The sequence below is a fragment of the Chryseobacterium sp. BLS98 genome (assembly GCF_001045445.1).
Lineage (GTDB): Bacteria > Bacteroidota > Bacteroidia > Flavobacteriales > Weeksellaceae > Chryseobacterium.
The window spans coordinates 461,615-484,888 of record NZ_LFNF01000001.1; the positions used below are offsets into that span (position 1 = coordinate 461,615).

At 39.5% G+C, this 23,274-nt stretch carries 20 protein-coding genes and 1 riboswitch; of the genes, 2 read left to right on the forward strand and 18 right to left on the reverse strand.

Annotated features, from left to right (window positions below):
- Positions 1-20 precede the first annotated feature (20 nt).
- From ACM40_RS02165 to ACM40_RS02250, 18 genes are all read right to left on the reverse strand, one after another.
- Positions 21-1,229 carry a hypothetical protein gene (locus tag ACM40_RS02165; protein WP_048501184.1) on the reverse strand — a complete coding sequence of 403 codons (1,209 nt, stop codon included), beginning with the start codon at positions 1,227-1,229 and terminating at the stop codon, positions 21-23.
- A 14-nt stretch (positions 1,230-1,243) separates the two neighbouring features.
- Positions 1,244-2,377: a YncE family protein gene (locus tag ACM40_RS02170; protein ID WP_048501185.1), complete on the reverse strand. Its 1,134-nt coding sequence runs from the start codon at positions 2,375-2,377 to the stop codon at positions 1,244-1,246.
- Complete coding sequence (locus tag ACM40_RS02175) at positions 2,374-4,404, reverse strand: TonB-dependent receptor (protein WP_048501186.1); 2,031 nt, start codon at positions 4,402-4,404, stop codon at positions 2,374-2,376. Before ACM40_RS02175 ends, ACM40_RS02170 begins: the two co-directional genes overlap by 4 nt.
- Positions 4,405-4,512: 108 nt before the next feature.
- Positions 4,513-4,698, reverse strand: a riboswitch (cobalamin riboswitch).
- Between the two features lie 250 nt (positions 4,699-4,948).
- Positions 4,949-5,905, reverse strand: coding sequence for a transporter (locus ACM40_RS02180; protein ID WP_228376119.1), 957 nt, complete (start codon positions 5,903-5,905; stop codon positions 4,949-4,951).
- Positions 5,902-6,948, reverse strand: a complete 1,047-nt coding sequence (locus ACM40_RS02185; RefSeq protein WP_048501187.1) for a cytochrome-c peroxidase — start codon at positions 6,946-6,948, stop codon at positions 5,902-5,904. Before ACM40_RS02185 ends, ACM40_RS02180 begins: the two co-directional genes overlap by 4 nt.
- Positions 6,941-7,768, reverse strand: a complete 828-nt coding sequence (locus tag ACM40_RS02190) for an MbnP family protein (protein ID WP_048501188.1) — start codon at positions 7,766-7,768, stop codon at positions 6,941-6,943. The genes ACM40_RS02185 and ACM40_RS02190 overlap by 8 nt, the downstream gene beginning before the upstream one ends.
- 214 nt (positions 7,769-7,982) lie before the next feature.
- The gene (locus tag ACM40_RS02195) at positions 7,983-8,351 is read right to left on the reverse strand and encodes a hypothetical protein (protein ID WP_048501189.1); all 369 of its coding nucleotides are present in this window, start codon (positions 8,349-8,351) and stop codon (positions 7,983-7,985) included.
- A 3-nt stretch (positions 8,352-8,354) separates the two neighbouring features.
- Positions 8,355-9,029 (reverse strand): superoxide dismutase, encoded by a 675-nt coding sequence (locus ACM40_RS02200; RefSeq protein WP_048501190.1) that lies wholly within the window; start codon positions 9,027-9,029, stop codon positions 8,355-8,357.
- Between the two features lie 187 nt (positions 9,030-9,216).
- On the reverse strand, positions 9,217-9,900 hold the full coding sequence (locus tag ACM40_RS02205) for an SCO family protein (protein WP_117614847.1): 684 nt from the start codon (positions 9,898-9,900) through the stop codon (positions 9,217-9,219).
- Positions 9,887-10,162: a YHS domain-containing protein gene (locus tag ACM40_RS02210; protein WP_048501192.1), complete on the reverse strand. Its 276-nt coding sequence runs from the start codon at positions 10,160-10,162 to the stop codon at positions 9,887-9,889. The genes ACM40_RS02205 and ACM40_RS02210 overlap by 14 nt, the downstream gene beginning before the upstream one ends.
- A 135-nt stretch (positions 10,163-10,297) precedes the next feature.
- Positions 10,298-10,660: a hypothetical protein gene (locus ACM40_RS02215; RefSeq protein WP_048501193.1), complete on the reverse strand. Its 363-nt coding sequence runs from the start codon at positions 10,658-10,660 to the stop codon at positions 10,298-10,300.
- Positions 10,661-10,892: 232 nt separating this feature from the next.
- Positions 10,893-12,857: a heavy metal translocating P-type ATPase gene (locus ACM40_RS02220; protein WP_048501194.1), complete on the reverse strand. Its 1,965-nt coding sequence runs from the start codon at positions 12,855-12,857 to the stop codon at positions 10,893-10,895.
- Positions 12,858-12,901: 44 nt separating this feature from the next.
- On the reverse strand, positions 12,902-13,321 hold the full coding sequence (locus ACM40_RS02225) for a Fur family transcriptional regulator (RefSeq protein ID WP_048501695.1): 420 nt from the start codon (positions 13,319-13,321) through the stop codon (positions 12,902-12,904).
- A gap of 13 nt (positions 13,322-13,334) precedes the next feature.
- Complete coding sequence (locus ACM40_RS02230; protein ID WP_048501195.1) at positions 13,335-14,228, reverse strand: cation diffusion facilitator family transporter; 894 nt, start codon at positions 14,226-14,228, stop codon at positions 13,335-13,337.
- A gap of 20 nt (positions 14,229-14,248) precedes the next feature.
- The gene (locus ACM40_RS02235; RefSeq protein WP_048501196.1) at positions 14,249-15,130 is read right to left on the reverse strand and encodes a bestrophin family protein; all 882 of its coding nucleotides are present in this window, start codon (positions 15,128-15,130) and stop codon (positions 14,249-14,251) included.
- Between the two features lie 125 nt (positions 15,131-15,255).
- Positions 15,256-16,518 (reverse strand): efflux RND transporter periplasmic adaptor subunit, encoded by a 1,263-nt coding sequence (locus ACM40_RS02240; protein WP_048501197.1) that lies wholly within the window; start codon positions 16,516-16,518, stop codon positions 15,256-15,258.
- Position 16,519: 1 nt separating this feature from the next.
- Entirely contained in the window at positions 16,520-20,881 is a 4,362-nt protein-coding gene (locus ACM40_RS02245) for a CusA/CzcA family heavy metal efflux RND transporter (protein ID WP_083996764.1), read from the reverse strand.
- Between the two features lie 134 nt (positions 20,882-21,015).
- Positions 21,016-21,339 (reverse strand): DUF6660 family protein, encoded by a 324-nt coding sequence (locus ACM40_RS02250; protein WP_048501199.1) that lies wholly within the window; start codon positions 21,337-21,339, stop codon positions 21,016-21,018.
- A gap of 572 nt (positions 21,340-21,911) precedes the next feature.
- Between ACM40_RS02250 and ACM40_RS20725 the strand changes: the two genes are divergently transcribed.
- Together ACM40_RS20725 and ACM40_RS02260 are read left to right on the forward strand one after the other, a co-directional pair.
- On the forward strand, positions 21,912-22,784 hold the full coding sequence (locus ACM40_RS20725; RefSeq protein WP_053077084.1) for a hypothetical protein: 873 nt from the start codon (positions 21,912-21,914) through the stop codon (positions 22,782-22,784).
- Positions 22,785-22,792: 8 nt separating this feature from the next.
- On the forward strand, positions 22,793-23,269 hold the full coding sequence (locus tag ACM40_RS02260) for a hypothetical protein (RefSeq protein WP_048501200.1): 477 nt from the start codon (positions 22,793-22,795) through the stop codon (positions 23,267-23,269).
- Positions 23,270-23,274 lie beyond the last annotated feature (5 nt).

The window sequence follows — 23,274 nt, forward strand, 5'->3', positions numbered from 1 at the left end:
ATTATATATTAAAACTTATTTTATTTAAGATGCAGATCGTAAGCTCCTGCCACTTCGGTAGAAACTTCTCCAAGCCATCCCGCTTCCTGATTGATTCCCGTGTATACCTTGATAAAATCGATGCCGGGAAGCTTCACATATTTCCCGCTTTTATCTACCGCCCAGGAAATGTCGATGTTGGAAGCCTCATCATTGTTCGGCGCATTGTCTGCATAACCGTAATCGTAAGATGCTCCTACCCAATAAGCCCCCGTTCCGCTCTGGTCATAAAAATTATCCTTCAGTCTGGTTCCCGTAAGGCTGTAAGAAGCACCGGAAAGCCACAAAGGGTAATAGCTTTGGGCATGGAAGGTATTTTTAGTTTTAAATCCTGAATTCCCAAAATTATCCTGCCATTTGATGTACTCCACATCAGTCTGCCAAAACTCATTTCCAGGAACAGGGGGCTTGTTTTCATTGGGTTTGAAGTAAGTTATCATGTAGTTTTTTGTTGTAGAATTTTTAAAGTATTCACTGCCTGCAATTTCATACCATTCATCTTCATCGGGCTTTCCGTTTTTATTTTTGTCGTAGCCCACCATGATAATTCCGGGCTCACATGATCCTGACCGTGTGGCATTGGCCCCGTTTCCCCAAAAAGCATTACCAAGGATTTTAAAATCTCTTCCTTCAAGATTGGGAATGGTATGATCGAAGCCAAATGAAACATAGCCTCCGAAACCTCCCAGTGTAATCATCGTAGAATTTTCGCCTACTAAGGACTCTTTGACCCTTTTGATCATATCAGCCTCTGTGTTGCCATTTACATATTCAGGGATCTCATTCATGAACTGACCTGTAGCCGGACGGAAATCGAAAACATTTGAGATGTATTTGCTGTAAGGGGTTATCTCTTTATTAACAATGATAGATGATTGATAAGTTTTTACAGCTCCCTTCACCTCCACTTTTAAGGTCAGGGGATATGTTTTTGCATGAGAACTTACAAAATCCAGCTGAAGATGATCAGAAATAACAGAATCATTGATGCTCCAGGTCAGCTTTCCTTCAATTTTAGGGTCTACATTCAAAAGCTTGAGTCTGTCAACCGTGTAGGATTCTTTAAGAACTTCCGCAGGGAAACTCACTTCTTCTGCCACTTCTTCAGTATCGCTTTTACATGCTGCGGTTCCTAGCAGAATTGAAGAGAGAAATATAGTTTTTAAAATAAGTTTGGTTTTTCTTTCCATTTTTTCTGATCTGATTATTTATATAAGAAAGCAAAATGGGCAGGGATATTTCCGCCTTCTGTCTTCCATTTGAATTTCCCGGTTTTATCGAAACAATAAACATATCCCGTCGTCACGTAGTTTTTAGCATCTGTTAAATAGATATCTTCTGTGTAAGGGTTTACTGCAATTCCGTAAGGGGCTTTAATCTCATCAGCATATTGCTGGTCTATGATTTTATTCGCAATGACCTGCTCTGTCTTAACATCGATGATTCCGAAGGTTTTGACATAAGTGTGGGTATTGTAATTAAATTCATTCCCGTAATAATACAGCTTATCCTTTACGATCGTCATTCCGCTCACTGCAACATGGAAGTCTTTTTTCACTGTTCCTGTAGCGGCATCCACCAGAAACAGACTTGATGGAATATTGTAATAATCCCCTCTGGAGCTCACATACAGATCTCCATAATTATCTTTCTTTATACGGTGAAGATTAATAGCTACATCAATTTTTTTTGTTTCCGTGAATGTATTAAGGTTGATGACAGAAACGGTTTTATCATAATTGGGGAATCTGTATCCCCCGGAATTGGCTACAAAAAGCTGATCTCCCATCACTTCTATTTCCTCCGGCTGATAACCTACTACCACCTGTCTTTCAATATTCAGGGATGTCGTATCAATTTCCACTACTTTTCCGGGTGGAGAGTTCGGATTGAGTTCAACAGGTCCGGCATAGCTGCTCGCATAGACTTTATTGCCTTTAAAAGCCAGATAACGACAGTTCTGCAGTTGAATGGTTTTGATTCTCTTGGCTGTTTTCGCTTCCAGCACTTCAATTTTATTGGAAACATTGACAACCACGTACATTTTGCTTCCGTAGATCATGATATGATTTCCTACATCTCCAAGCTCTTTTACCACATTCGGATTGATTTCTCCGTAAATATTCTTACGGTAGGTTCCTGTAGCATAATCGAAATAATCGAGCGTACATTTGTTGCTGCCCATATTTCCTTCATTCAGAAGATAAAATCCTTTAACAGGAGTATCCTCACCGGTACTTACATCTTTTGTTTCCGAGGGAACTACATAATCATCTGTCCGGCAGGAGAACAGGAGCAAAAGAGTAAATGCCAGCAGGCAAAAGTTTAGTTTTTTCATAATATAAAGCTTACGATAAGTTTAAAATTCCTTCCGGGCATCGGATAGTTCCTCACCACGTCATAATATTGATCAAATACGTTATTCACCTCAAAACTGGCTTTGAACTGATGGGAATGCCAGTTGAATTTTTTCTGAACGGATAAATCATGGGTGTACCAGGGCTGCAGATAATTGGCCCGGATATTATTCAGCTGTGCGTCATAACGTTCTCCGGTATACATAAAACTGTAATTGAAACTCCAGTCCTTATAATCTGCCATCATGGTAAAGGTTGCAGCATGCCACGGCACATATGAGATCTGGTCACCGTAATAATCGTCACTTTTATCCGTATAATCTCCGGAACGCTGATAGGTATAACTCACCAAAGGTTTCAGTTTCACTTTATGAATATCAAATTCAGCCTGAAGATTCACATCTGCCCCAATGATCTTTACTTCGCCTAAATTGGTCATCATCCATCTGAACAGATTGGTGGTGGGAACAGCAATAATCTTATTCTCTACTTTATTATAATAACCATCCACTTTCAGATAGATTCCTTTAAAAACTTTATGGTCATACAATTTCTGGTAAGTAAAACCTGCATCGTACTGGTTGGTGTATTCGGGTTTCAGCATTATATTACCGATCATCGTGTAATAAAGATCATTGAAAGTAGGCATCCTGAACACTCTTTTATAGAAAGCCCGTACTGTAAAATCTTTAGATTCAAAGGGCTGATAACTCAGGAAAGCAGAAGGGGTCCACTCGGTTTTATCGGGAGATTTTGCATTCATTTTTACTTCTTCATGCACAAAAGTTCCCAGAACGCTTCCTAAAAATTTCAACCGGTTCCACTGATAGGTGGTAGCAAAAGAAACCAATGAGGTATAACGGGTGGGAAAAGAAAAATCCCTCAGACTGGCATTCAGATTATTATACTGAAAATCAAAGCTCGCACTTACATCCCAGTTTTTACGAATAGAATAAATGTTTGAATTGGAAAAATACAGTTCTCTCTGAATATAAGAATTATCTATCGGCAGAACGGTTGTAGCCACATTCACCGTGTCTAAAAACCGGGTGTAGTCGTAGGCAAATTTAGCCTTGAGCTGAGTTTCGAATTTTGTAAACAGCTTTTTACGGAAACTGGCCTGGACAAAATAGTTTTCATCCAGCATCTGCTGACCTTTAGGCTTAAAATTATTATTAACAATGGCCGTAGGAACTCCACGATCGGAAATATATCCGTATCCCCGTGCGCTCCAGCTACCTTCATTAATAGTTCCGTTTAAAGCGGTTTCAAAACGTTTCGCACTGATGTAAGAATCGTATCTTCTGGCAATGGTATCATTGGCAACAGATCCGTCAGAATTTTTCTTTTCGTATTTAAATTTATACAATCCGTCACTCTGCACAAATTCCGAGCTGAAACTTGCCGAAACTCTGTCTGAAAGCTTCTGCTCCAGACGGAATGAAGGATTAAATAAACTGATGGAACCTAATTTTAATTTTAGCGTTAAGTTGGTTTTATGATCTCCTTTAAAAACAGGTATTTTAGGTTGAAGATAGATGGATCCTGAAGATCCGAAATCTTTTGCAGGCTGAAAAATTTCACTTTTCTGACCGTTATACAGGGAAACCGATTCCATATCGTCCAGTGAAAACTTTCCAAGATCCACAATTCCGTTCTGAACATTTCCCAGCTGGATCCCATCATAGAAAACCCCTACATGCTGGCTCCCCATACTCCGGATATTGACCGTTTTCAGACCTCCCATTCCCCCGTAGTCTTTGATCTGAACTCCTGAAAAATACCGCAAGGCATCAGCCACCGACTGACTGTTCAGTCTTTCAAGCTGTTCTCCGGAAAGGATCTGGGCAGGGAGAATTTCTTTAAAATCTTTTTTGTAAATCTGAATCGGGAGAATCGTTTTTCCCCGGATACTGTCGCCGGATTGTGAGAACAGAAGTTGAAATGCTGCCACCAATAATGTGATAACACCTTTCTGAAACTGTGAAACACTAAGTTTTCTGACCATTAGCTCGTTTAGAATAATGTAGACGCTAATGGATATAAGATAGCAAAGACAAAGCACAGCTGTCACTGCACAGAATCCTTGTTGTCCTAAGCTTTATTCCACGAAAGCATCAAACGTTCATCCTCCGGCAGGTCTTCTGACTTACTCCGTTTTTGAAATCCTTCCCATTAAAAAACAGTGGATATATTCTTCAAAAACTTTGATGTGGAGCTTACAGCAGCGGGTCTGTTCCGGATTTTCACCGGATTCCCTTTTAAGTGCTTTTTACAGCGCACCAGATTGCGGCAAAGATAGAAAATTCTTCACAGAATCAAAATCGATTCAACAAAATGATTTTCAGCAACAAAACCCGGCGACTTCATAATCTCAGTCGCTGGGTTGGCTGGTTAAATGGTGGCTTCGAGAGCCTCAGCCACCAAACGGAAGCTATTCAATCTTAAAAATAACTATTAAACCTTAAGGATAATAAAAAAACAATATTTCAAATTATACATATAGTTGTTTTTCCGGCAATGGTGGCTGAGGCTCTCGAAGCCACCATTTCTTAAATTCCAAAATTGATAAAGATGCTGAACCTGGATTTAGCTTCAATGTCACCACCGGCCAGATGGGAATAAACAGGAAGCATTACTTCGCTCCCCAGACTGAATTTTTTATAGGATGCCTCAAAACCGAGCTTTCCATATAAAGCGCTTCCTGCAGTATTAGGCAAAGCTTCATCAAACTGTTTATTCTGGTCATACACTTCACCCTGAAGTCCGGCTTTGGCAGAGAAAATAGTGTTTTTATTTCCTGTCAGCTGGTAAAAACCTGTTGCCGCATAATTCCATTGGTTTCCAAACCGGTAATTTTTTTTGTTTTCGGTTTTTATGGTATAATCCGTATTGACCAGTACAGCCAGTTTGTTTTTTTGAAATTTATAGTTCAAAGCAGCCTGATAATCCCAGCTTCCCGTTCCCAGCTGAAAACTTGGATTGACTCCGGAAGCCCCTTTCTCATCGAATTTTCCCAAAGGGACCTTCACTCCGAAACCGCCATTAAGCTGATGAAAATTATCTTTAGAATTAATAATCCGGTAAATTCCCATCAGGTTCAGATCTCCAATACCACTGATATTGACATCACCCTGCATTGTTCTTTTCTCATGAAAATGAAATGGCAGACTGGCGTAGACACTCAATCTTTCAGTCAATGGAATTTTGCCCCAAACCTGTAGGGTATTGAAGTACTGATCCTGTGTATGATCTTTTACAAAAAGGTTTTCCTTGGCTTTATAGTGCTGTGCAAAATACTTGATCCCGATAAACTGGGGGTTCAGTAAAGATTCAAAACCGGAGGAACCGTTTCCTGCTGCACATCCGCAGGCATCACAGTCTTCCAGCATAGTTCTGTTAATGTTGGGTGCAACGTAAAGGCTGTCATTGATTGTTTTAGCCTGACAGACAGCTAATAAAGTTAAACTTAGTATAACAAGTATTTTTTTCAGGTTCATCATGCTCATTCTGCAAATTTTGGATTAGAAATAAAGTTTTTATCGGATAAGGTTTTCAGGAAAGCAATGATAAACTGCTTTTCCTGAGTATTCATTGCAATTCCGACATGTCCGTTCTGCTTCAGCTGCGGATCCAGATTGGGATTATCTTCCACATTATCTGAATAGAAATTAAGAACTGCTTCGAGGGTATAAAATCTTCCGTCGTGCATGTACGGAGCTGTATATTCTATATTTCTCAGGCTTGGCACACGAAATTTCATCCAGTCATTCTGATCAAGGGTTACACGGTAACGCCCCGCATCTTTAAACTGGGTATTGTAATACATTCCTGTGTTCCTGAAACTCTCATCGGTAAATAATTCCCCGCTGTGACAAGAGGAACATTTCTGCTGAAAGAGAGCCATTCCCTGGGATTCTTCCGAAGTAAACATTTCTTTTCCCTGTCTGAACCTGTCGTACCTGGAATCTGCAGAAATCATACTTACCATGAATTGTGACAGGGCTTTCAGTACTCTTTCTCCTGTTATATTTTCGTCACCATAAGCCGCTGCAAAAAGCTTTTTATACTTCTGATCTGCTTTCAGCTTTGAAATGATTTCGGGCATTGAGCTGTCCATTTCATTCACGTCTGTGATTGGGCTGATGGGCTGTTCATTCAGGTTATGGATCACGCCGTCCCACATATACCTTTTCAGGAATGCCATGTTTTGAATGGGCGGTGCATTACGGATTCCAATCCTGTCATCAACTCCGTGGCTTACGGTATGACCATGATGGGTAAAAGCATTTTCCTGAATATGACAGAAGCCGCATGAGATGGTATTATTCCTGGAAAGTCTTCCTTCATAGAACAATTTCCGGCCGAGTTCCACTCCATTTTTGGTTATGGGATTACCGGAAGTATCAAAAGTCATTTCAGGGAAATATGAGGGAAAACTGAGGGAATAGGCCTCATCTTTTTCCAGTGGCTGGATGACCTCATCTGAACAGGACAGGCAGGCCCAAATGGGAATGACAGCCAGCACTATTTTTAATATAATCCTAGTCATTGTGAACATGATCTACTTTAAACATGGCTGCAAGGTTATTGGTAACATCCACCAGATGCTGGCCGGAGCCCATCATCATGTTATTTTCTGTAGTAAGAGAAAGAGTCTTGCTTCCGCTCAGAAATTGATTAAGATCTGCTAGAATATGGATGGATGGCTTTATCTGTGCTGTTACTCTGGCAGTTGTAGGAAGATTCAACGTAATTTCCCGGTAAAGGTCTGGGGTATTATTAGCCGTAACATTTCCCATGTTCCCGGTATGATTCATGAATTCTGTATCTGCTGCGGTATTGCCGTACTTTCCTTCCAGTTTTACAAAAACATATCCGGCTGCCCATGACCAGGACATGCCCTTCTGTTTGGCTTTTGTCCAGAATTCTGCCTGTCCGTCCTGCCCCAGCAGGTAAGCATTCTGGCTGATTCCAAGTCCGAATTTCACTTTCTTATAATTATTTTTAGGAATACCATTGAGATCAATGTAAACAATACCTGCAACGGCATCGGCCTGATCGATGATGAAAGCGCCTTTGTCGGGGTTGTTTTCATTATATTTGAATTCTTTTCCGCTCTCATCAATCAATGTGATATTACTGATGACATATTTCAGGGCTGAAAAGTTATGCTTCTGCCCGGCTGCTGAAGTTTGTACAGTTTGGTTTAATACAATATCCCCCAGATTATTGAATCCGTTTTCAAATTTGATCTGAAGATTACCTGTTGAAGCATCCTGTGAGTCGTTGTCATCGCTATTTTGACATGAGGATAAAGTAAATAAGCTAAAAGCAATGAAGAATAATGATAAAAATTTATAGGTTTTCATTTTGATTTTTTAAATTGAATTTTTAAAATAGAAATACTTTTGAATGAACTAACATTCAATTTATTTAACCACAAAAGGCACAAAAGTTTTTTGACACTTAAGTTTTTTTAAGTGAATTGGAAAGCGGATAAAAGAACACTTAAGTTTTGAAAATCAAAGATTTTCAAATTATATGACCTTTTTTTGTGGTGGCTGTAATAATTAAAAATTGAACTTAAAAAACCGGTGGTTTAAAAATGTGTTTCAGAAACAGAAAAGAATAGGCTGTTTCGTAGAGAAAGTTGAAATGAAGAGAAGAAAATCTTTCTGTATTTTGAACGGATGCAATTTCAGGAAGGGTACAGATATCAAGAATTTTCTGTCCTGAGTTCTTGGTTTTATTTAAAGGCGAAGAATCCGTATCATTTGTTTTTGCAAGCTCTTTGCTCAGGTAGCATTTACCGTTACAGTGTAGTTCCGGCTTACTTTTGTTGATGCAGAGAACGGTGGAAATATAATCATAATTTACAGCATATTCCATCAATGGAATCAGAGGTCTGAATACCATATAAAGAGTGAGGAATATGCTGCAAACTAAGTTCATGTTTTATTTTTTGCTTATCGCTTCATCATATCTTCTGCTTACTTCTTTCCAGTTAAGCACATTCCAGATGGCAGTAAGATAATCTGCTCTTTTGTTCTGGTATTTCAGGTAATAAGCGTGTTCCCAAACATCAATTCCTAAGATGGGGGTTCCTTTTTCTTCAACCACATCCATTAAAGGATTATCCTGGTTAGGTGTAGAAGACACAAAAAGTTTCCCGTTCTTATCTACAGAAAGCCATGCCCATCCTGAACCGAAACGGTCTGCACCTGCCTTGCTGATCTTTTCCTTGAATGCATCCATGCTTCCGAAAGTTTCAGTAATCGCTTTAGCCAGTTTTTCAGAAGGCTTGGTATCTTTTACAGGAGTAAGAACCGTCCAGAAAAGTTCATGGTTGTAATGTCCTCCAGCATTGTTTCTTACAGCCGGCGTAAGTTTAGAAACTCCTGAAAGGATCTGGAAAAGGGTCTGCTTCTCCTGAGGTGTACCCGCAATTGCTTTATTCAAATTGGCAGTATAAGCTGCACCATGCTTTGAATAGTGAATTTCCATAGTCTGTGCATCTATCGAACCTTCCAGTGCATTATAGGCATAAGGAAGCGGTGTTTGCTTAAACTGAGCAAAAGCGAACTGTGCTGCCAATACGGCACTTAAAGCTGCTATTTTCAAAATCTTCATAACGTTTTGTTTTTATGGTTTAACAATATTTTTTCTTAAAAGAAGGGGAGCACGAAGATGGAAGCACGAAGACATTTCTGTCTGAAGGTTACTCCTTCTCTGTTACGACTTCTTTTCATTCATAATTTTCATTCATTATTCCCATCATCAACTTCCAACTTCATTCTTCCATCTTCCTTCCCTAACTCTATTTCAATAATTTCTTAATATCCTCGATCAATATTTCCCGGTCAGGATGATATTTCCCGGTAAGTTTAGGCGTTTTCCCTTCCGGATCTTCATAATTCAAACCTGAATAATACAGGATGGGCATATGATCCTTATTGTACCGGCAACGGATATTTCCATCCTTATCTACCAAAGCGATCATTCCGCTGTGGTTAAGACTTTCACTGTCGTCTTCTTTATCGCCCACATAGATATTGAACTGGTCTGCCAGTTTCCCGATATAATCTCGGTTTCCTGTAAGAAAATGCCAGTCCGGGGATTTTGCTCCTACGCTTTTAGCATGCTCTTTCAATGCGGCAGGGGTATCGTTTTCCGGATCAATGCTTATAGAAATGATCCCGAACTCCGGGCTGTTTACCTCATCTTCGATAAACCTCATATTACGGTTCATCACAGGACATATGGTAGGGCATCTGCTAAAGAAAAACTCTACCAGATATACTTTCCCCAGCATATCTTTGTTAGTGATTTTTTTATTGTTCTGGTCGGTGAGCTCAAAATCGGGAACCTTCATTACAGTGTATAGGTTTTTCTTAAAATATCCCATTCCAACACCTATTCCCAGAAACAGCAGAGCAAAAATTGCAATCGGAATGATCACCTTCCTCTTTGCTCCGTTTTTGGTTTTGTTATTTTTGGGCATATTTCTCAGGATTTTTTTTGAACTCGTCCTTACAGTAGCTACTGCAAAAACCGTACGTTTTATTTTTATAGACTGCAGTATCTTTCATATCATCTTCCGTTTTCATGTGGCAGATCGGGTCTTCTGCGTTGGCAAATTTAATTTTCTTCACAGTGGATTTCGAAGAAGCAGTGCTCTTTTTATGCTTTACTTTAGGCGTTTCCTGGGCACATGCAAATAATGAAACTGACAGTAATGCAGTTAAAATAATTTTTGATTTCATTTTAATTATAAATTGAAATTGATGGTATTATGAATATGTAAACAAATTATTAACTCAAAAAATAATACCGATTATAAAAACTTTCGATTAAACAGGGAGACATTTTTGAGAAAAAACTAAAAGAATAGTTGAAAATTATACCAAAGGAGGGTGAAATATCCGTGCAAAATATTCTGAATGATGATCATTGATATTATCTGAATATTTGATTTTTCTTTCAGGATCAGATTCTTTCTGTCCTAAAAAAGAAAGGATATCGTGAGAAATAAATACATCCAGTCCTGCTATTTTTATTGTTTGGGAATTATTGGATTGTTTTTCCGTTTTAGCCAGCTCTTTGCTGACATAGCATTTCCCTTTACAAGTAGACTGAGGGTTATTTCTGTTCTCACAAAGGTTTTTCACAATATAATCATAATTAACCGCATAGTTGATCAATGGCAAAACCGGACGTAATGCAATGGTAAAAATGATGAATATGGAAATAAAGAATCTCAATGATCAGTTCTGTTCTACAAATATACTACTCAAATTGGGTTTATGTATTATTTATGATGAATGTCATTGTTATTTTTGATTGAGAACCGGTGAACCAAGTTAAAAGAAAATAAATCTCCGCTACAATTATAACGGAGACTCTATTCTTATCTCGCTGATTAAGCAGATTTTTTTGTTTGAAACTGTATGTTTGTTTTTCATTTTACCTGCTACCTACAATCTATGATGCAACCTAGTTAAACTTCATCCTCTGGATTCTTACTGCATTTAAAATGGCCAGCATCGCTACCCCAACATCTGCAAATACAGCTTCCCACATGGTTGCCAGACCTCCGGCTCCAAGGACTAAAACAACGGCTTTTACCGCAAAGGCTAAAATGATATTCTGCCATACAATCTTTTTGGTCTGTTTACCGATATTGATCGCCATTGGGATTTTGCTTGGTTTATCGTCCTGGATAACAACATCTGCCGTTTCAATCGTGGCATCGCTTCCAAGCCCGCCCATGGCAATTCCTACGTCGCTGAGCGCAACTACAGGGGCATCATTCACACCATCTCCTACAAAGGCAACGGTTTGATTTTTTGCTTTGATCTCTTTTACTTTGTTCACTTTGTCTTCCGGTAAAAGATCTCCGAAAGCATTATCGATACCCAGTTGATCTGCCACATATTGTACAACGGTATTTTTATCCCCGCTGAGCATTGTGGCTTTTACCCCCATTCTATGCAGACTTTCAACGGTTTCTTTTGCATCTGTTTTAATACTGTCTGCAATGGTGATATAGCCTGCAAACTTTTTATCATAAGCGATGGCAATTAGCGTGTACACAATATTAGCGTGGTTAATATCATAGCTGATACTGAATTTATCCATCAGCTTAAAATTGCCTACCAGCAATTCTTTTCCGTTAACGGAGGCTTTCAGGCCATGTCCTGCAATTTCTTCTACATTTTCCAGGGGAACAGAATGATCAATCTCACCTGCATAATTGTGGATCGCGGTAGCTACAGGGTGTGTACTTTTGCTTTCCAGGGCATTAACCAGCTTCAGAATTTCGTCTTTATTGAATTCAGGTTTAATGCTTACTTCCTGTACTTTGAATACACCTTCCGTCATGGTTCCGGTTTTATCCATCACCACATTCCGGATTTCTGCAATGCTGTCCAGGAAATTACTTCCTTTAAATAAAATACCGTTTCTGCTTGCTGCTCCGATTCCCCCGAAATACCCCAGAGGGATAGAGATCACCAGTGCACAGGGGCATGAGATCACAAGGAAGATCAAGGCTCTGTACAACCAGTCTCTGAATATATAATCATTTACAAAGAAGAAAGGCAGCAGACATATTCCTATCGCCAGAAAAACAACAATGGGTGTGTACACTTTTGCAAATTTCCTGATGAATAATTCAGTCGGAGCTTTTTGGGCAGTGGCATTCTGAACCATTTCTAAAATTTTGCTCAGCTTGCTGTCTTCGTAGGCTGTATTTACTTTTACGAGGGCAATGCTGTTCATATTGATCATTCCCGCCAGTACAGTTTCGCCTTTTGTTTTAGTATCCGGTTTACTTTCACCGGTGAGAGCGGCAGTATTGAACGAGGCCGACTCAGTTATCAGTTCTCCATCCAGAGCCAGTTTTTCACCGGGTTTCAGCTGGATGACATCTCCTATTTTGGTTTCTTTAGCTTTAATGGTTCTCGGCTGGCTGCCTTCCATAACGGTTACCTCATCAGGCCGCTGATCCAGCAATGCTTTAATGTTTCCTTTGGCTCTTGTAACAGCCATCCCCTGGAATACTTCTCCCACAGAGTAGAAAAGCATCACAGCCACACCTTCCGGATATTCCCCGATTGCAAATGCTCCTACCGTGGCAATTCCCATCAGGAAAAATTCGGAAAAGACATCTCCCTGGAGGATACCTTCATAAGCTTCCTTCAGAACCGGAAGACCTACAGGAACATAGGCTGCCAGATACCATATAAAGCGTACCCAGCCTGTAAACCATTCTGTCTTTATATAATTGTCCAATGCTATTCCTACCAGCAGCAACGCGAAAGATATGATGGCAGGAAGAAACAGCTGAAAGGTCGTTTTGTCTCCTGTATCATGGGAGTGATCGTGTCCGTCTCCTTCGGAATGATCATGTTTATGAGGTTCTTTATTTTTAGGCTTTGTGCTACAACATTCTTCCATACGTATTATTTTTATGTAAAATTAGGGCTATACTCAATGCAATGTTATTGCAAACTTTCAAGGCAGTTCTCACAGATTCCTTTGGCAAAAAGTCTTATTTCATCTATTCTGAAATTGGTCTGAACATTTTCAGGGAAGGAAATATCTTCTCTGCAGGTCGTCTGCTTACATATTTTGCAGTAAAAATGCAGATGCCAGTCTTTGTGGGTTTTCTCATCGCAGCCATCATCACATAATTTGTATTTTGTAGTGGTATTTTCCTGGATGCTGTGAACAATTCCTTTTTCCTCGAAGGTTTTCAAAGTACGGTAAATGGTAGTTCTGTCCGCATTGTCAAAATGGTTTTCCACTTCCGAGAGTGAAAGAGCAGCTTTCTGAGTACTTAAAAAATCATATACCAAGATTCTCATACTTGTTGGCTTGGTATTTTTATCGATGAGTTTGTTTTCTATATCTTTTTTCATTTTCAATTTCTTTTTAAAGATGTACTTCCTGTTCTTCATAACCTTCTTCAATCTGAAAAGTGGTATGAGAAATTTTAAAATTTCCTGTTGTAACTTCCGTTAAGGTTTTGAGCAACTGATTCTGCCCTGTTTCCTTATCTTTCACGATGTGAGCACTCATGGCATTTACGCTTGAGGTCAGCGACCATACGTGAAGATCATGAACCCCTTCTACACCCGGAATTTTTTCTAATGACTGACGAAGCTGATGAATATCAACATCTTTTGGAGTTCCTTCCAGCAGGACATTGATAGCTTCTTTTAATAGACGCCATGTTCTTGGAAAAATCAAAAGCCCAATAACTGCAGAAATAATCGGATCTGCGTAATACCAACCTGTCGTCAGCATAATAACTCCTGCAATCATCACTCCAACAGAGGTCAGCATATCGGAAAGCACTTCAAAATAGGCTCCTTTCATATTCAGGCTTCCTTCTGAATCTTTTCTCAGGATCATCATTCCGATAAGGTTTACTACCAATCCTATTCCAGCTACAATCAGCATGGTTTTACTCTGAACAGCCGGAGGGTTCTGGAATCTTTGGTAAGCTTCATACAATACGTAAAGGGAAATTCCCAATAATACCACAGCATTGATAACTGCCGCCAATATCTCTGTCCGGTAATACCCGAATGTTTTGGAAACATCTGCTTTTCTTTCTCCTATTTTGATGGCGATAAATGCCAGAAGCAATCCCACAACATCAGTCAGCATGTGTGCTGCATCTGCCATCAGGGCAAGACTTTGGGTGATAAAACCGCCAATCACCTCAGCAACCATATAGGCTCCGCTTAACAGCAGGACAAAGAGTAAGTTCTTTTTGTGTCTGCTGGCCGGTGAACCTGTCTGTATTTTTATTTCTTCCATGTTTTCTGAATTTTAGATGATTACATTTCGTAATACAACGAATTTTCTTTTTTAACGGGAATATTTTGATCTCCTGTCATTTGTTTAATATTCATTTCAATAGTCTGCGCCAATGTGGTCACAGGCGTATCTACAGGTCCATTCTCAAAAGGGTCCTGCATGATGATGGATGTCTTTTCGATCGCAAGAAACATGACCGGAATAAGGAAAGTTATTAATATTTCAACAGCCAGCTGGGAATCATCCAGTCCAAACGGAAGGATAGCGGCAAAAACATAGATCAGGGTATGCAGCAAAATACTGTAAGATCTTGGGAAAACCGTATTCTTGAGTCTTTCGCATTTTCCCATACTATCGCAGAGTCTGGTGATGATATCATTTAGCTGCATCTGCTGAAAGTCTGTTAATCCTTTTGAAGATGCCAGCTCTTTGAGCTGTTGGGAATGAGCATCCAGAAGGGCATTCGGAACATTGGCTGCTTTGATCTGATGCTGATCCAAATAGTTTTGAACCTTATCTGAAAAAGGCAATCTTCTCAGAGATTCACCAAGGGCATAGGTCCAGATGATCTGCCTTTGTGCAAATTCTTTTATGATTTTATCTTCCCCTGCCGGAAAAAACTGGATGACGAGCCTCATCAGTGTTCTGGAATCATTCACTATCGCGCCCCATACTGTTCTGGCTTCCCACCATCTTTCGTAGGATTGGGAGGTACGGAACGCCAGCAGCAATGATACGGCTGTTCCCAACAGTGCCGGAATATTAAGGGGAAGCGAAATTTTCCGGAACCACGGGAGAAGGTCTAATAATCCTATGGATACAGCAAATATGGCCATAAACAGGATCTGGGATCTTATTTCACGGATGAAATACCAGATGGATATTTTCTTGTTTAGCAGCATAACTGAATAATGTATTAGAATGTTTCTTATTCTGACTCTGAAAATCTACCGTAAACACCTCTAATTTAGGCATAAAAATCGGCACCTCTTCCGGTCTGTTCTTATAAATTATTTATTATTTTCTGTTAATGTTCATGATCCCCGGAATTGGAAAGCTTGGCATTAACAAAAAATGCTCCTTTCACTACTATTTTAGCACCCGCAGGAATTGCCTTTACAGGGGTAATTGCTGTATACCCCATATCTGAAGTTCCTTTTACCACTTCTACCTTTTCAAAATTGATAGTCTTTTCTTCATGCTTAGGCTCCTCTCCCTCTTTCTTTTCATCCGCAGAGCCTTCCTCTTCTTCATGTACTTCAGCCTTTTTAACTGTCTGAACAAATACATAATATTTCCCGTCTGCTTCTACGATGGCTTCATTGGGAACGGCGGGTGTGGTATTTTTATCTAAACTGACAATTCCGGTAATATTCATTCCGTCGATCAGGCCTGCTTTATTCCCGGTGACTGTGCCATGCACTGAAACGGTTTTGCTTTCGTTTTCAAATGAGGAGCCTACACTGTAAACCATGGCGTCATATTCGGTTTCAGGGTTATTGGTCAGTTTGAAGTGAACGATCTGCCCTACTCTCATTTTGGGAAGATCTTTTTCAAAAACCTGAAGATCCAGATGGATAGAATTATTATCAATAATTTCTGCCACAGGTGACGAAACATCTACATAGCTTCCGATCTGCGCTGAAATACTGCTGACCGTTCCACTAATCGGTGCTGTAATCACCAATCCGGATCTCATATTGCCATTGTTTACTTTCCCCGGACTGATTCCCATCATCTGAAGCTGTCTCAGAAGGGAGGCTTTTTTCGTTCTCAGGGTTTTAAGCTCGGCATCTGAGCTCTGCAGGTTTTTCTTTGCGCCGGCATCGTTGTCAAAAAGTTCACGCTGTCTTCTGTATTCCTGTTCTGCATAGGTAATCCTGCTGTTCGTCGTTAAATATTCTTCCTGCAGCTGTATAAATTCAGGATTGGCGATGGTGGCAATCACCTGTCCTTTTTTTACGATGCTTCCTACCTGTACATTCAGGGTTTTGATCACTCCTCCGTAAAGAGAAGTGATGGTTGCTTTATTATTATTGGGAACTCTCAGAAGACCGTTGGCTTTAACTGTAGAGGTCAGTTCTTTCATTTCCACAGGACCTAAAGAGATCCCGACGGATTTGATCTGTTCTTCCGTTAATGAAGCAATCGTCTGAGGAGCTTCTTCATGGCCGGTTTCTGCTTTTTCAGTTTTGACTTCGGACGTTCCGGCCTGGATTTCTTTTTTTCCGCAGCTTACAAGTAAAAGTGCTGTGACGGTAAGATATATGATATTGTGCTTTATTTTCATGTTATTTATTGATGATTGAATTAATGGTAACGACAGACTGATTGACCTGCTGGATGGATTCTAAGTATTTTAACTGAATATTGGTAGCGGTCTGCAGGGCAAAAAGATATTCTACATAAGAAATCTCACCTGTTTTATAGCCTAATTGGGCTGCTTTTACAATTTTCTCAGCATTAGGAATAGCCTGATTCACGTAATATTCATACTGCTGTGTATCCTGCCGGTATTGTTCAAAAGCATTTTCAAGCTGTGCTGAAAGCTGGTTCTGCTTCATCTTCGCATTGGTTTCGGCGGCCAGCTTTTCATATTCCAGGGACTGCATTCTTGCTTTTGTCGCTCCAAATGTCAAAGGAATGGCAACGCCTACAGAAAACGAATTGAAACGATCACCTGCATTATAGAACTTTTCCTGTCCGTTTTTGGTATGGAAACCAATCAGGGACTGGCTGGTAAATCCAATATTGAATTCAGGAAGTCCTTGTGATTTTTCCACGTTTTTATTCTTTTCAGCAATTTCCATTTCGTGATAGAAAGCTTTGACCGTGGGGTTATTGGCTACAGAAGAACTGTCGAGGATGTTTTCTGTTCTCAAAGGTTCGTAATCGCTTTTAAAGGGAACTTCAACATCTTCGGAAGTATTTAATAATGTCTTTAGATTTTTATAGGCATTATTTAAATACACTTCATTCTGTTTGAGCAGTAGGCTGATCTCTCCTTTTTGGGTTTCTGCTGTGTTGATTTCAATCTTTTTGATATCTCCCGCTTTAAATCTTACGGTAGCGATCCTGATAAAATCCTGATAAAGACTGTCAAGATCTTTCAGTTTGAATTTATTATACTGAAGATATTCGATCTGATAATAATACGTTCTTACCTGTTTGGTCAGCTCGTTCGCTGAAACCTCTTTATCAATCTGCCTGCTTTTTATATTTTCAGTGATCAATTCTCTCCTTGCCTTGAACAGCGTAGGAAAAGGAATACTTTGCGAAATGGCAAATGATTGGTCGAATTTCGGACTGTTATATTGTCCCAGCTGGGCTTCAAAATTTAATTTGGGAAGTTCTTTTGCTGTCCCTTTCAACGCTTCTGCAGATTTTATATTGAGATCTTTTGATTTTAATACCAAATTATTTTCTGTAGCCATTTCTACTGCCTGATCCACGGAAATCTGTCTGGTCTGCGCGTTGAACGTCTGTCCGAACATCAGAAACCCAAGAACAACAACTGTAGTGATAGGTTTAATTTTATTCATCTTTCGCGGAATCTTTGTATTAAAAATGATGTACAGCATGGGCAGGACAAATAAGGTAAGGAATGTGGCAGTCACCAACCCTCCTATCACCACTGTGGCCAAAGGTTTCTGTACTTCTGCTCCGGCTCCTGTAGAAATTGCCATGGGCAGAAAGCCTAATGAAGCTACTGTTGCAGTCATCAGAACGGGTCTTAATCGGGTTTTTGTTCCTTCATATACTCTTTTCAGTACATCTGTCTCTCCATCTTTCTCCAGTTGGTTAAAGGTTCCGATCAAAACAATTCCATTGAGAACTGCCACACCAAAAAGAGCGATGAATCCAATTCCTGCACTGATACTGAACGGCATATCCCTCAAAAGAAGGGCAAATATACCTCCAATGGCACTCATCGGAATGGCTGTAAAAATCAAAGCAGCCTGCTTAAATGAGTGAAAAGTGAAATATAAAAGCATAAAAATCAGGAACAGGGAAACCGGGACTGCGATCATCAGACGTTTGCTTGCTTCCTGCAGGTTTTCGAACTGCCCGCCATACGTAAAATAATATCCGGAAGGTAATTTAATCTGCCGGTCCAGTTTGGCCTGAATATCTTTGACTACGCTTTGTACATCGCGGCCTTTTACATTAAAACCGATCACAATTCTCCTTTTCCCTTCTTCACGACTGATCTGTGCCGGTCCCAGTTTATAGCTGACATTAGCCACCTGGGAAAGCGGAATCTGTGTCCCTGTTCCTGTTGCAATCATTAAATTATTCACATCATCGATACTGGTTCTGTGAAGACTGTCGAGGCGGACCACAAGGTCGAAACGCCTTTCATTTTCAAAAACCTGGCCGGCCGTTTTACCTGCAAAAGCGGTACTTACAGCATTGTTTACATCTTCTATGTTTAATCCGTAATTGGCCATTCTCGTTCTGTCGTATTCTACGTTGATCTGGGGAAGTCCGCTTACTCTTTCGATCTGTGGGGCAGTTGCACCATCGACGGTCTGGATTGCTTTTCCAACTTTATCCGCATAAATAGAAAGCGAATCGAGGTTTTCGCCAAAAATTTTAACGGCAACGTCCTGTCTGATCCCTGTCATCAGCTCATTAAAACGCATCTGGATGGGCTGGTTCTTTTCAAAAAACACTCCGGGAATGGTTTCTAATTTTTCACTGATCTCATCGGCCAGTTCTGTATATGATTTTTTTGATTTCCATTCGCTTTGCGGTTTTAAAACAACAATCAGGTCAGAGGCTTCGGGAGGCATAGGATCGGTAGGAACCTCAGCAGAGCCTGTTTTCCCGACAACCATTTTCACCTCATCAAACTGTTTGATAATTCTTGACGCCTGCATAGAGGTCTCGATACTTTGGCTGAGGGAACTTCCCTGCGGCAGGATACAGTGGAATGCATAATCTCCTTCCTGAAGCTGCGGGATAAATTCGCCACCCATATTTTTGAAAATGAAAGCACTAACAATAAAAATGAAAACCGTAGCTGATACAATGATGTATTTTACTTTAACTGCTTTCTGCAGCATAGGCTGATAAATTTTCTGGAGAAAATTCATCATCTTGTCTGAGAAAGTTTCTTTATGTGAAATCTTTTTAGACAAGAATAATGCGCTCATCATTGGTATATAGGTCAGTGAAAGAATCAATGCTCCTAAAATGGCAAATCCTACCGTTTTAGCCATTGGTGTAAACATTTTCCCTTCCACACCGGCCAATGTAAGGATCGGGATGTAAACGATCAGAATAATGATTTCCCCGAAAGCTGCACTGCTTCTGATCTTCGATGCGGAGAGAAAAACTTCTTCGTCCATTTCGCTTTGGGTAAGCGTTCGCATGGATTTTCTCAGTCCTAAATGATGTAAGGTGGCTTCTACAATAATTACAGCCCCATCTACGATCAAGCCGAAGTCTATGGCTCCAAGGCTCATTAAATTGGCACTTACTCCAAAAACATTCATCATTCCCAAAGCAAAAAACAGTGATAATGGAATGGCTGAAGCCACAATAAGTCCTGCTCTCAGGTTTCCAAGGAAAATCACCAGTACGAAAATGACAATTAAGGCACCTTCAATAAGATTCTTCTCTACAGTGTTAATTGCTCTTCCGACAAGATCTGTTCTGTCCAGAAAAGGCTCTATGACCACATCGTCGGGAAGGGACTTCTGAATGGTCGGGATTTTAGCTTTAATACGGCTGACCACTTCGTTACTGTTGGCTCCTTTCAGCATCATTACTACGCCGCCTACCGCATCTACTTTTCCATTGTAAGTCAGTGCTCCATAACGTACAGCATTCCCAAGACGAACATCTGCAACATCTTTTATAAATATAGGAACGCTTCCTGTCTCATTTTTTACGTAAATATTTTTAATGTCTTCCAGTGAGGCCACAAGGCCAATTCCCCGGATAAAATAAGCATTTGGCTTTTTGTCGATATAAGCTCCTCCTGTATTCTGGTTATTTTTTTCTAATGCTGTAAAAATGTCGGTAATGCTTACTCCCATGGCTTTAAGGCGGTCCGGGTTTATACCGACTTCATATTGCTTCAATTCTCCTCCAAAGCTGTTGATTTCTGCTACGCCCGGGGTTCCGTTCAGCTGTCTTCGGACGATCCAGTCCTGCATGGTACGGAGCTCTTTGGCTGAATATTTCTTTTCGCTGCCTTTTTTTGGGTGAAGAATATACTGATACACTTCCCCGAGACCGGTACTCACAGGGGCAAGTTCTGGTGTCCCCACGCCTTTTGGAATTTCCTCTACAGCAAGTTTCAGCTGCTCATTGATCAGTTGTCTGGCAAAATAGACATCTACATTTTCTTTGAATACCACAGTGATTACGGAAAGCCCAAACCTGGAAATACTCCTGGTTTCCTGGATATCCGGAATATTCGCAATACTCTGCTCTATAGGGAAAGTTACAAGCTGCTCCACTTCCTGCCCTGCCAGTGTAGGACACGCGGTAATGATCTGCACCTGATTGTTGGTGATGTCAGGAACGGCATCTATGGGAAGTTTTGTAGCACTCCATACTCCCCAGATGATCAATAGAAGGGTCATAATACCGACGACCAACTTGTTTTTGATACTGAATTTTATGATTTTATCTAACACGATCTGTATTTAATTTTAATTGGTTATAAGTGCATACGGAGATAATGCCGATGCAAAAATATCACGAAGACCTCTGCAATAAAATTGCAAAGTTCAATAGATCAGAAAGCATAACTTTCTAATAATCAATAAAATTAAATCTTAGGGGGCTGCCAGATATGGTCGTACATCTGGTAAGCAAAATTGTTGTTATGAAAAAGAATTTTCTTTGAAAAATAAGCCTGAACATGGCTCTGAACTTGAAACAGCGGATCCATTTTGAAAGAAGCAAAGGTCATCTGGCAGCAGCAGCAGCTACACAATGGCGAACATACATCTCCTTTATCTTTTGAATGAGATTCCTGTATGTGGAATGACAGTTTGGCCTCTGTTTCTACTGAAGGACGGCGCGCATCTTCACAAGGCATTAATGATAAAGCCATGAAATAGAACGCAAGTATCCATCTTAAAAGGTCCATATGGGAACAAAGGTAAAGTTTTTTTCTAAAACTGAAAGTTTATCTAAAATTTTTATCATATTCTTAACATTGTATTGTTTTTTAAAAGTACTGTCTATTTTTCTTTATTTTTGAGATAATGGATTATATCCAACATAGCTATTAAGATCGGTTTTAAGGAGAATAGAAAGGAGAAGATTGTTTATTTTGTGAAAGAGTCATGACAAATTTTGATGCAATAAAAAGTTTATTTCTTATTTATCTTTTTTCAAAATCTTTAATAAAAACTACATTACGAAAAAAAACTATCCCAAACAACCGAACAGCCATTTTAAAGAATAGCAGCTCTTATTCAATCTATAACATCTCTAGACTATAGTCAGTACTTTTTTATTTCTAAAAAGTATTCATTTTTATAGAAATAAAATACACCAAATTTTAACGTTTCACAAAATATATTCATACCCACAACTAATCAATTGTAAAACATTAACTATGAGAATATTCTTATGATTATTAAACAAATAACTCTTTTTATTGTGAACTAAAAAAGATACTTTTGTAAAAATTATTTAACATATTTTAAGATTATTATGATGAAACAAAAATTACTAGTGCTCGCCCTATTGGCATCATCTTTTAGTTTTGCACAGTTGGCAGTTCCCTCAGGGCAGGTGCAGGCAACCGCAAATGCCTCTACGGGGAACGTAGGAATTGGTACGAATAATCCTCAAGCTAAGTTTGATATTGTTTTTGGAGGAGAGCCAAAAACAATAAAGTTTTTAGAATCATCAAATGCTGTCAATTCAATGAATTCAATGTTACGTTTTACTTGGTATAATGATACAGCAGATTTAGGAATTGTAAGAAGTGGTAGCGAGCCTATAGAAGCAATGGCGATAAGATTTAATCAAAACGAAGTAGCAAGATTTACCCCAGAGGGTACATTTAGAGTAGGTAATGCAGGGCACTTTACATTTAATGGAGCTGCAGATTTATGGCTTGAGTATCCAAACAGAGGTTCAGGCGGCCGTGCTATGGTACACGACGGGGGTAATGTACTTACGTTAAATTATGCTAATGATTTCACCGGAGGTACCCGCTTAGGTACAAGTTTTTTAGTCAAAGGTGATAATGCTTCCTTACAAGGAAAATTAGAAGCCAAAGAAGTGAAAGTAACTCTTACACCAACAGCAGATTTTGTTTTTGATGAGAATTATAATCTTCCAAAATTAGAAGATGTAGAAAAACATATCAAAAAGAAAAAACACCTTCCCGAAATTGCTTCTGCAAAAGTTATGGAAAAAGAAGGAGTAAATGTGGGTGAATTTCAAATTAAGTTATTGCAAAAAATAGAAGAGCTTACCCTATACTCAATCGAGCAAAGTAAGCAAATAAAATCTCAATCCGAAGAAATTAAAGAACTAAAAAAACAAGTCCAACAGCTTCTTCCCACTAAAAAATAAAATCACAAATGAAAAAAAAATTACTTTCGATATTTTCATTATTTGTAGGTTTCTTTGGATATTCCCAGACAGAAGTCTATTTCAAATATGACGAAGCCGGAAATCAGAGATACAGAGGGACTAATGCAGCAGCTAAAAATGCACCTACTGAAGCGGTTAAACAAGAAACCAAAACAGTAGCCGCCCTGCAACAGCAAGAAGCTCCTTCTATGGATGAAAAAACTTTCTTAAAACAGATCAGGCTTTATCCTGTACCCGTTAATGACGTTCTTACCATCGACTGGACTGAAGAAGCAGATGATCTTATAGAGTCCGTTTCATTATACCAGCACAGTACAATGCACTGGAAATTCCAGCAACAGAATATTCCGGGATTAAACCGTCAGCTTAAGATTAACATGGCAGGTTATGACTGGGGTGTTTATATTCTGCGATTTACATTAAAAGACGGTAGAGTGTTTAGCCGAAATGTTACAAAACGATAAGCTAT